Consider the following 10,726-nt stretch of genomic DNA (forward strand, 5'->3'; position numbering starts at 1 on the left):
ACCTACGTGAATGGGACTGTCCTTCTTGTCGTACACACCATGATAGGGATATTAACGCAAGTATCAATCTAAAGAATGAAGCGATAAGGCTTCTAACCGCAAGGACTGCGGAGATAGCCTAATCAATTAGAGTTCGATAGAACTCTTTACTTAGGAATCCCTCACTTCTAACCGAAGTGAAAGTGGGGGTAGTTCAAGAGGATGATCTAATAGCTTATAAAAAATTAACTGGAGTGCCAGCAGGCACGATTGACCCAGAGATTCAAAACTATGTGTGGGAGATGGATTATAAAAATGTACCTGAGCAATTTCACCAGTCATTAGCCAAAGCATTGGCTTCGCTACACATAGTTCCAAAAGCAGAGGCTCTTAAAGTAGGCCTGTTTGTCCAGGAAGCAGAAGAGGTAAGAGAATCGATGATTGAGCGTATGGAAAAAGTTAAAGCGAAGTTTGGTGTAGGCGAATCCTTATGGAACCGCTGGCAGGCCTGGGTAAAAAACGAGGAATTGTGGCCTCAGAGAACAGGTCTGATTCATGGGGATGTTCATGCCGGCCACACGATGATTGATAAAGATGCTAACGTAACCGGTTTTATCGACTGGACCGAAGCAAAAGCAACGGATGTATCAAATGACTTTGTTTTCCAGTACCGGGCATTCGGGGAGGCAGCCTTGGAGAAACTGATTAACTATTATCGGCAAGCAGATGGGATTTACTGGCTAGCTATGAAAGAGCATGTCATTGAACTTAATGCGGCATACCCTATTGCGATAGCTGAGCTTGCGATTATCTCAGGCTTGAAAGAATATGAGCAGATGGCGAAAGAAACATTAGAAGTGAATGACCTCTAGCATTAAGAAAAAATAAAGTCCTTTTTAGTAAAATACAATCGCTATATAAAGAATTCATAAGTCAAAACGCATGAGTTTTCACAACGAAAATCATATTAGTTTTTTATTGTTGTTTTAGGTCCGTTAGAAAAAACGACTTAATGATTCAATTTTTTAATGTTCCACAATTGGGCCATTTAATTAAGCAAGGATCAAAAAATTATCAAACTGTTTTATAAAAGGATAATTCCATTACAAATAGAAAAAGCGTCTTTTGATTAATTCTTTTCAAAATACGCTTTTTTTATTTGTTCTTTTATCAAACCTTATACAAAAGCTATACGAAGAAGGTATTTAATTTTAATATGAAGTAGTAGGAGGGACGAACATACCTTAATAAACTTATACATAAAGCACCAGCAAATAGGGGGAATTCAAAGTACAGTATGTTTTTCACGATATTGCTTAGGAGTTATACTTGTAAACCTTTTAAAAACTTTTATAAAATAACTTTGATCATGGAAATTCAACATATGGCAAATTGTAGACACAGGATATTGGGTCAAGGTTAATATTCTTTTTGCCTCTTCTATTCGTTCTCTTTGGATATACTGTTTTAAAGGAATTCCAACTTCTTTTTTAAAGATATCTGATAGGTAGCTCGGATTTATTTGTATATAATTTGCAAGAGCATTAACAGTGATATCATTATAAATATTTTTAGCAATATAATCTAAACACATATTTATCTTCTTAGAATATTGTTTTTCATTATATTCTTTCACAGAATCTGCAAATGTACATAAAGCCTCTTCAATTAGCCGATTTACAGCATATATGTTATCTATTTGTTCAATCTTTTGTATATAGAGATCACTAAGTGAAAAGGCAATTTCAGAAAGAAGATTCCCTTTGATTGCATATCGAGTAGCTAACGTAATGGCAATAATTCCGTTATTTTTTTGGTTTCTGAGTTGATTTGTTTTGGATAATATACCCGCATCTTCTTGAGGAAAGGAGTAGGCGTATTTTATGAGCTTTTCTTTATTTCCCTCTGTAATAGCTGAGAAAAACTGTTCTTCTAATGTTATATTGTATTCATTAGAATGATTTTGCCTTTTTGCTGAAATATATATGTCAGGGTCTAAAGATGGATAAGATGATTCATTTAGTATCTTATTTTTTTCCCAAAAAGTATGCATATCTAACTTTTCATTAAAAATTATGTAATGCAGTAAAAGACCTATATGAATAAAAAGGAGTTTATTATACACAGGTACAGAATCAAAGTAATCAGTGATATCTTTTATGGCAATATCTGAATTAAATATGTGAATAAGTTGCATAACCATATCTTGTGATATTTTTTTTTCTATAGAGGGTCCTACAATTAAAGTTCCTTTTATAGATTCTTGATTATTTATATGAATGAAAATAAAATTTTCTAGACAACAATTAGTCCTGAGAATAGGAAAGTTATCTAGTTTATTTTTCTCAGAGGATATATCTAGATGATCCTCTTTGCAAGAGTAAAGGGGATTATAATTCCCTTTATTTTTATATTCGAATAAAATATGATTATTTGGAGTTAAAAAATGAATTGGTATTGAAAATGATTGATGTATAAGATGGCAGACGTATTTTAAATCAATGGATATAGCCATAATAATCCTCCTGTAATAATTTTTATTATAAGTAAATAATTGCCTTAAATAACCATGGTGTCAAGTGAATATATGCATGAATTTAATGAAATTTATTTTCAGGGAGCACAGAGGAGTTTTGGGAATTATTTTTTCTATAGTTGAAATATAAAGAAAAAAGTGGGTTTCTATAAAAATCGAAACTTTTATTCAATTTATGAAAGTAGACTTGGGTCCTATAAGAGGTTCTTATATTGTTGAAATGCGATATTGTACTAAACTAGATTTTTAAGATTTTTATCTATATACTTTTAATTGTCTGTTATTTGTTTTAATTCGTTTATTTATATCATTTTGAGTGCTCCAATAATGGAGCCTTTTTTTATATAAATACTAGCTAATCTAGATGTCCTGTTAATAAATTAGCAGAAAGTAAATAATCACCACCTATAACTAAAACTTCTTTTCCTAGTTATGATGCTATAATTAACTAAGAAAAGAGTCTCTTCAGTTTTCGCTACAATACAGTATACTTTTCACGATATTGTCTCGGTGTCATATTCGTAAATTTTTTAAATACTTTTGTAAAGTAGCTCTGATCATTAAAATTTAACCATGTACAAATATCAACTAAAGTATATGTAGTTAAAGTCAATAATTTCTTCGCTTCTTCTACACGTTCTTTTTGTATATGTTCACTTAAGGAGATACCGACCTCCTTTTTGAATAAACTAGATAAGTAACTGGCATTTAACTTTGTACTTTTTGCAACAATACTTAAGTTGATTTTATTATAAATATTTTTAGAAATATAATCTAAGCAGGTAACTATAGTTTTGGAATACTTATGAGTATTGTATTCTTTTACTCGATCGGCAAATTTACATAAAGCCTCCTCTATTAATCGATCTACGGATTCTATATTATCTAATTGATCAAGAATTTGTATATATAAAGTACTAAGTGAAAAAGCGATTTCTGATGGAAGATTTCCTTCAATTGCATATTGGGCAGCTAAAGTCATCATAACAATACCATGATTTTTTTTGTCTCTTAGCTTACTTACTTTTGAAAGAGTAATAGTCTTATCTTGAGAAGAAGCATATATATGTTCTAGTACTTTTTCTTTATTTCCTTCTTTAATTGCTGTGAAAAATTGTTTTTCTAATGTTATATCGTGCAGGTTTAAACTATTTTGTCTTCTTGATGAAATATACAAATCAGGGTTTGGAGACGGATAAGCCGTTTCATTTAATATTTTATTCTGTTCCCAGACATTACTGATATCTAATTTTTGTTTAAACAGTAAGTAATGAAATAAAATTCCTATATCAACTAAAGTTAGTTTTTTGATTATTGGTATAGACTGAAAATACGCTATTCCATCTTCTATTCCATCTTCTATTTTGATGCTTGGATGAACTTCCATTGTTAATTTAATTATTGTACTTTTAGATAAGCTTGTATATGTAGAAGGGCCAATAATGAGAGTTCCTTTTCCATATACATGATCTATCATATGAATTAAAATAAATTGCTCTTGGTATGGATTAGTACGGATAATAGGGAAATTATTTGGATCATTTTGTTGATAAAGTTCACTTAAGTACGCTTCTTTACATGGATAAAATGGATTATGTATATCAATAGAACTATATTCGAACATAGTTTTGCAATCTTCAGATATAAAACGGACGGGAACTGAAAATGATTGATGTATTAAATAAGAAAGATATTTTATATCAGTATCTGTATGCATAATATCACCTTCTAAACTTGAAATATTTTACGGATAAAAGGAGCATCTTTGTTAGAACATGCAAGGTATAGCTTAATAAGGAGAAATAACGATAATTAATAACAGAAAATTATGAATATTGATAGCGTAAAATAAGTTAATTAGTTATGTTTTTTATTGTTCAATAAAGTGATTAGGGACTTTTTGTTTAATGCAGTTGTTTTAAAACAGGTCATTGTAACTTAAAGCTATAAAGATTAACTTTCATGGAAAGGCGTAGAGAATATGTGATAGTTGTAACCTCATCACATATTTAGTTTATTATATAAATTTTTTTATTTATAGTAACATCTTTATAAGTATTGCACTTTTTTGATAATAATTTTAATTTAAATTCTGGATTGGATACGTGCGTTTAAAATGTGAGCGGTGCCCATGCCCATCAACCTAAGATTTTTAATTATCCCCATAACAGAAATTCTAAATTTTTACAATTATTCATGAGAATTCGGCTCAATTCTTTCGTTTTGGACAACAATCAATTTCTTAAGTGGATAGTGATGGGAAATTTCCTATTTTTAAATAAATCGGACTGATATTTAAAAGAAGAAAAAAATTTAGTGAAATTAAAGTTATATAATCTTGGATTGATGGGTACCTAAAAGCAAAAATGCTCAAGATTAAACAGGTCAATAATGTGCTATAATTTCATGTGTTGAGGTATCGATTGGAAAAAGATATCAGGCACATTAAATTAGAAAAGGAGAAGGAAGGGTATGCCACTTATTGTTGACAGAGAACAGGTACGGCAAGAAATACTGCATGCACTCCAGCAATGTTTAGAGGAAAAGCCTCTTATAAAGGTTTCTATGCGAGACATCGCAACAAAGGCCAAAATCGCTCATTCAAAAATAAATTACTATTTTGATACAAAAGAGAAGCTTTTACTCGCTTATATCGATTTTTTTTCTGTTTCATACAAAACTGAGATTGAGCATTGGTACATAAAATATAAACAAAATAGCATCAATTTCAACGAAGGTTCACAAGCGATAGTAAAACATTTCATTAAAGATATGGTTTTAATAAATCATCAAAACCAATCTTGGGCATTCACGCAAATAAGCACTATGAGCCAATACAATGCGGAAATAAGGTCTGCAATTAAAAATGTTTATAACGAGTGGAGAGGTTCCATCAAACAAGTTTTGGAGGAGATTTATCGGAGTGAAGGTGACCACATGGTATATAAGGCAGAATCAGTTTTAATCATCATCGATGGTCTTCTTATTTATTCACTTTACGAAAATGTAGACGAATCAAGAATAGATGCTGTACTAACAAATATCACATTATAATTTTTCGAATTATCTAAAAAACTGTTGACGAGGCATGGTGTGAGTAATATGATTTATTTAGTCCGGTTGGACTAAATAAATCATATTGGAGGTTGCTTATGTCAAAAATTACTGTTGTTGGTTGTGGGGTAATGGGAAGCGCTCTAATTCGTGCCTTTATGAAAGCAGGTCACAATATTACCATTGTCGATAAAAATCCAGCTGCAGCCCAACCATTTATAGCAGAAGGAGCTACGTTCAAATCTTCATTGGATGACGCTCTGAATTGCGATTTTATTCTGTTAAACTTACCAGACCATAAGATAGCAATGCAGGTTATAGAACAATGTAAATCGCAGGATATTAAGGGGAAAATCATTGTAAATACTACTACCACAACCCCAAAACAAGCCCAAATCTTTGAGGAAATGATTAAAGAAAAAGGCGCCATTGCTCTTGAAAGTGTGATTATTTGTTATCCTCACGATATTGGCACACATCGGGCATATCTTGTATATTCTGGCCCTAAGGAGGCTTTTGACCAAATTGAAGATCAGCTTGCGGCACTTTCGCAGCCACATTTTGTGGGGACAGACATTCGCTTTGCAGAAATCATTGAGATGAGCACGTCAGCACTGCAATTTGGTTTCTATTGGTTTGCCCTGCTAGGTTCTGCGCTTTGTATACGAAACAATTTGTCTGTCTCTGAGTATTGCAAACATATCAAGACAGCACTTCCAGTGGTGGGGCACCAACTTGTTACACACTTGCCTGATAATCTAGAAAACTATACAGGAAAATTCAAAGATGCTACCGTTGCATCCTTGGATATTCATACGCATGGGCTCCAAACGATAATAAAAACATTAGAGGATAATAACATTGATATCAGTGTATGTGAAGTTATGGAAAAACAGATGAAAGCAGCTATTGATGCTGGATATGGTAAATGTGATTTTGAAGCAGCAATTACTCAATTATTGAAATAAAGATTTTTTTGCAACCATCCTTGAGCTTACATATATGATTCAAAGACTGAAAATAATATATTAACTGTTGTATGATAGTTGGTTAATTGCAGTGTGACCTACTATTGAACAAGATAACTGAATAGGTAATTATTTGTGACTTAGAGATAGAGATGATTGGGATAAAATCTGACCAAATCGCTATTAAGCTAACAAAATTAAATTGCCCTCAGGTGAAAAAACGCCATCCTTTCTGTATATTTCTACAAAAAGAATAGCGTTTTTTTCGTTTATGCTCGTAAGAGATACGAAGTGGGGGAGTTCACTGCTACTCTAAATTTGTTATATAAGATTTTACAGCTTGTAATAAGAATTCTTCCTGTCCCATACCAGCATCTGCGACCATTTGAACTACTTTTTGTTTGAATTCATAATCTGCATGAAAAGTTAATGGTTCTATATTACTTTTAAAATAAACCCCTTCTACATGTGGAAGTATTGAACCTGATTTCATATGAGAATGTAAGTATCTAATCTCTTCTTGGAATTGCAATGGATTTACTTGTAAAATGAAGGGTTTAATTTCTAATTTGATAGTATCAGATGTAATGGTCAATCGCATATTTGTGACGCCAAGTTCTTTATAAAATAAGTTTATTAAATTGTAAGTGATGGAATTAAATAGTTGGGGTTTTTTTAATGAAAAAGATAAATATCCTCGTTTCGTAATTACAGTTTGTTTTTGGAAAGGTTCAAAGGAATAATTATGCTCTTTATAAGCGGATAATGGGAAAATTTTTTCATCCTCTGTAAGAATCTTTCCATCTCCTCCATTGATTTCTATTACCCTACCTTTTTTTCTAGTATGTTGATGTGTTAATAATTGATATAAATATATCTCCTCGTCTTGAATCTTAGTAATAAATGTTTTTCGTTCTTTTGTTGTAGTTTTTTCATATATTGAGAAGCCTCTTCATGAGGAACTGCAGCGCGCTAATGTAAATGAACAGGGATCGGCCAAATCGGGATTTATCCTATGATGAAGTGATAAAAATTTTAGGGTTTTATAAAGAGCAAGGGCATTTAGTAAACTATACAATTTTACTAGCTCTAGCAAGTACCGGTGCAAGAATTCAAGAATTGTGTACAGCGAGAGTCAAAGATTTACACTATGACGGAAAGTACTGGTTAAAAGTAACGGGGAAAGGAGATAAAGTGCGTGAACTTTTCATTTCGGAACATTTGTATCAATGTATTTGTGAAATGAGAAGGAGAAGAGGGTTCCAAACTGTATTGGATTGAGGAGATGAAAGTCCTTTATTTATAAATCAAAGAGGGAACTTTTATAATTCAAAAACGTTATCAAATCAGGTAACAGATATGATAAAAAAACGAATTTAGAGTTTCTACAATATCGTGAAAATCCTGTGACGGCGCATACATTCCGTCATGCTTTTGCAATCATGGCAGTTGAACAAGGAAACGCGGATCTATATCATTTAATGCAAACGCTAGGGCATGAGAATATCCAAACAACAAAAATTTATTTGGAGAAGCATATGAAACGGAAGAATAATGTGGGTACTTCCTTTGCATATATGTTGGAGTGAACTTATAATTTTAACTCTCTTTTATTTAATTATGTAGAAATCACATAATTAAATAAAAATATTAACATTAAATAACCCTCTAAAAAAAGTATATGAAAAAGTCCTGTTTTTCATATACTTTTTTTAATTTAGGTATTTAGAATAAAGAGGTGAAAAATTCTTGTTGATTTTTACTAATAAGGAAGATGAAGGTTGTGAATATTTATTTAATTATTTTAGGAAAAAATAATTATATTTTCTTTAGGTGATTGAAAAAAAGATGATATATTATATATAATCACGATAAATCGGTAAATAAATTTAATAGTGAACATAGGTAATATATTAAAAAAATCCAGAATGGGGAATTAAAAATGGACAGAGAAATATTAATCAGTTTTTTGAAATTTTATCAAGGTATAGGAACACCTTGTAAGGAAGATATTCAGTTTATGATGCAACAAATTACAGCTAGTTGGCCAATCCAAGATAAATGGAGCGACCAAAGAGAAATAGGTTTCGAAAAAACAGAATATTCACTTTCCGGAACGCAAACAGCTTATTTACAGACATGTATAGATTGCATTTGGAGAGAAGAGTGGTTAGTATTTATTTGTGAATTGGTACATTTTATCAGTAGTAATGAATTGATTATGCAAAAAGAGATTTTGGAAGTCGAAAGACAAACAATACATATGCTTCGAGGTATGGTTTTTCGAACTAAAAATTTTTTAGAAACTGTTGAACTAAATTAGTTAATATTATGAATAATCAGGTGTTCACACTTTATTTACATCATGGGAATTAAAGTGCGAACACTTGGTTGTTATATATTAATAAAATAATTAATAGATATTATTTAGGATAAAGGGAGAAATCCATGAAATCAGAAGAGCACTTTTTCAAGTACTCTTAAAATAATTAACTCATTAGAAAGGAATAATAAAAAAGGTAGATATTTATTATATATAGTTAGTGAACTACTCGCCACTTAGCAAAGCTTGAAGTGGGAGCTTCTCAGTTCCACGACGAAAGTAACCTTTCGTCTCCTTGAGCGTTACTTCGGGGCGTTCCACCCCTAGATGTCTAACGATTGAATGCTCTCTTTATACGGTGGATATTTTACGCAGGAACCGAATGGCTTGGTTTTCGCACTCTATTTTCTTCCTGCAACCTTCTATATCAAGTTATCAAAGAACTTCATATAGCTAGTTTATCAAAAGTTTTTGGCTATGCTAAACCGAAAAATCCTCTCCCACCTACCGCTGGACTATCGCCCTTCACGTGCTTGAGGAAGGAGAATTCTTTCGGTAAATTCGTTAAATTAATGTATATTTTTCACGATACTGTTTTGGTGTCATCTTCGTTATTTTTTTGAAAATCCGGATGAAATAGCTCTGATCATTAAATTTGAGCCACAGACAAATATCTGTTAAGGAATAGGAGGTTAAGGTTAGTAATTTTTTTGCTTCTTCTATTTTCTCCCTTTGGATGTATTGACTCAAAGTGATTCCTACTTCTTTTTTAAATAAACCAGATAAGTAAGTCGGATTCACATGTAACAGTTCAGCAAGTGCATTAAGAGAAATCTTTTGATAGATATTTCTGTTAATATAATTTAAACATGTCGTAATCGTATTTGAATACTTTTTTGTTTTGTATTCCTTTACACGGTCCGCAAATGTACATAAGGCATCTTCTATCAAGCGATTAACAGAATACATATTATCTAATTGCTCAATAGTTAGTATATACAAATCACTCAGTGCAAAGGCGATATCTGTTGGTAAATTTCCCTCAATCGCATATCTTGTAGCTAAGGTAATTGCCATAATTCCGTTATTCTTTTGGTTTCTAAGTTGATTTCCTTGAGATGTGATTCCTGCATCTTCTTGAGGAAAAGAATACGCATATTTGATTACGCTTTCCTTATTTCCTTCTGTAATTTGTGAAAAAAATTTACGCTCTAAGGAAAAATTGTAATTTCCAACATTATTTTGCCGACGATTAGAAATATATAAATCTGGATGTATGATTTTATAAGGTGTCTCTTCTAATAATTTATTTTTTTTCCACACGGTATCGATATCTAATTTTTCTTTAAAAATCATATAATGCAAGAAAATTCCTATCTGAAGTAACGTGATTTTCTTTACTTCCGGTAGGGATTGATAGTAGAGTAATCCCTCCTGTATTTTGTTACTCGCTTGAAATGTTTTCATTAATTTGAATGCCATTTCATCTGTTACTTTTGGATAGGTAGTCGGCCCAATGACAATCGTTCCCTGTATCCCTTCCTGATTTTTAACCCGTATAAAGATAAAGTTTTCAAGATAATCATTACCTCTAAAAAGTGGAAAATTAAATAAATCACTTTCTTGGTACAGTTTCTGAAAATGCTCCTCTTTAGATGAATAGAAAGGACTACTTATATCATAGCAAGTAGCATAATCTAAAATTTTTTCCTCCTCAGATAAAAAATAAACGGGTACAAAAAACGTTCTATGAATGAGATCACATATATATTGCGTATTAACTAAACCTTGCATCGTATTCTCCTCTTAAACGGATATAGTAATAAAAACAAGAATTATACCAAGTAAAATACCATTTTTCCAAAT

7 protein-coding genes and 3 pseudogenes are annotated in these 10,726 nt (G+C 31.5%); 6 read left to right on the plus strand and 4 right to left on the minus strand.

All coding sequences use genetic code 11. The features are described from left to right. Nucleotides 1–122: transposase (locus MR143_RS15000; RefSeq protein WP_242280859.1), on the plus strand; the 122-nt coding region annotated here is incomplete at its 5' end. A gap of 66 nt (nt 123–188) precedes the next feature. Then, nucleotides 189–851: pseudogene (locus MR143_RS15005) on the plus strand (macrolide 2'-phosphotransferase); the annotation flags it as partial. Between the two features lie 413 nt (nt 852–1,264). On the opposite strand, the gene MR143_RS15010 reads toward MR143_RS15005, so the two are convergent. Together MR143_RS15010 and MR143_RS15015 are read right to left on the minus strand one after the other, a co-directional pair. Next, nucleotides 1,265–2,494 carry a helix-turn-helix domain-containing protein gene (locus tag MR143_RS15010; protein WP_242280817.1) on the minus strand — a complete coding sequence of 410 codons (1,230 nt, stop codon included), beginning with the start codon at nt 2,492–2,494 and terminating at the stop codon, nt 1,265–1,267. A 496-nt stretch (nt 2,495–2,990) separates the two neighbouring features. Further along, nucleotides 2,991–4,232, minus strand: coding sequence for a helix-turn-helix domain-containing protein (locus MR143_RS15015; protein ID WP_242280818.1), 1,242 nt, complete (start codon nt 4,230–4,232; stop codon nt 2,991–2,993). Nucleotides 4,233–4,987: 755 nt separating this feature from the next. Here MR143_RS15015 and MR143_RS15020 point away from each other — a divergent pair. Both MR143_RS15020 and MR143_RS15025 read left to right on the plus strand, forming a co-directional pair. Further along, complete coding sequence (locus tag MR143_RS15020; RefSeq protein ID WP_210627643.1) at nt 4,988–5,569, plus strand: TetR/AcrR family transcriptional regulator; 582 nt, start codon at nt 4,988–4,990, stop codon at nt 5,567–5,569. A 98-nt stretch (nt 5,570–5,667) separates the two neighbouring features. Next, on the plus strand, nt 5,668–6,537 hold the full coding sequence (locus MR143_RS15025) for an NAD(P)-binding domain-containing protein (RefSeq protein WP_210627644.1): 870 nt from the start codon (nt 5,668–5,670) through the stop codon (nt 6,535–6,537). 307 nt (nt 6,538–6,844) lie between these two features. Here the strand turns inward: MR143_RS15025 and MR143_RS15030 are convergent. Next, nucleotides 6,845–7,474, minus strand: a pseudogene (locus tag MR143_RS15030) (helix-turn-helix domain-containing protein); the annotation flags it as partial. Between MR143_RS15030 and MR143_RS15035 the strand changes: the two are divergent. Next, nucleotides 7,461–8,126: pseudogene (locus MR143_RS15035) on the plus strand (tyrosine-type recombinase/integrase); the annotation flags it as partial. The pseudogenes MR143_RS15030 and MR143_RS15035 overlap by 14 nt on opposite strands. Before the next feature lie 353 nt (nt 8,127–8,479). Then, complete coding sequence (locus MR143_RS15040) at nt 8,480–8,860, plus strand: hypothetical protein (protein ID WP_242280819.1); 381 nt, start codon at nt 8,480–8,482, stop codon at nt 8,858–8,860. A 564-nt stretch (nt 8,861–9,424) separates the two neighbouring features. On the opposite strand, the gene MR143_RS15045 is transcribed toward MR143_RS15040, so the two are convergent. Then, the gene (locus tag MR143_RS15045) at nt 9,425–10,654 is read right to left on the minus strand and encodes a helix-turn-helix domain-containing protein (protein ID WP_242280820.1); all 1,230 of its coding nucleotides are present in this window, start codon (nt 10,652–10,654) and stop codon (nt 9,425–9,427) included. Nucleotides 10,655–10,726: the final 72 nt, after the last annotated feature.

Source organism: Bacillus cereus group sp. BfR-BA-01347, assembly GCF_022663835.1.
Lineage (GTDB): Bacteria > Bacillota > Bacilli > Bacillales > Bacillaceae_G > Bacillus_A > Bacillus_A thuringiensis_K.

Coding starts and splice junctions, on each gene's coding strand:
- MR143_RS15045 (WP_242280820.1), bottom strand. CDS start 10,654: ATGCAAGGTTTAGTTAATACGCAATATATATGTGATCTCATTCATAGA.
- MR143_RS15015 (WP_242280818.1), bottom strand. CDS start 4,232: ATGCATACAGATACTGATATAAAATATCTTTCTTATTTAATACATCAA.
- MR143_RS15025 (WP_210627644.1), top strand. CDS start 5,668: ATGTCAAAAATTACTGTTGTTGGTTGTGGGGTAATGGGAAGCGCTCTA.
- MR143_RS15040 (WP_242280819.1), top strand. CDS start 8,480: ATGGACAGAGAAATATTAATCAGTTTTTTGAAATTTTATCAAGGTATA.
- MR143_RS15020 (WP_210627643.1), top strand. CDS start 4,988: ATGCCACTTATTGTTGACAGAGAACAGGTACGGCAAGAAATACTGCAT.
- MR143_RS15010 (WP_242280817.1), bottom strand. CDS start 2,494: ATGGCTATATCCATTGATTTAAAATACGTCTGCCATCTTATACATCAA.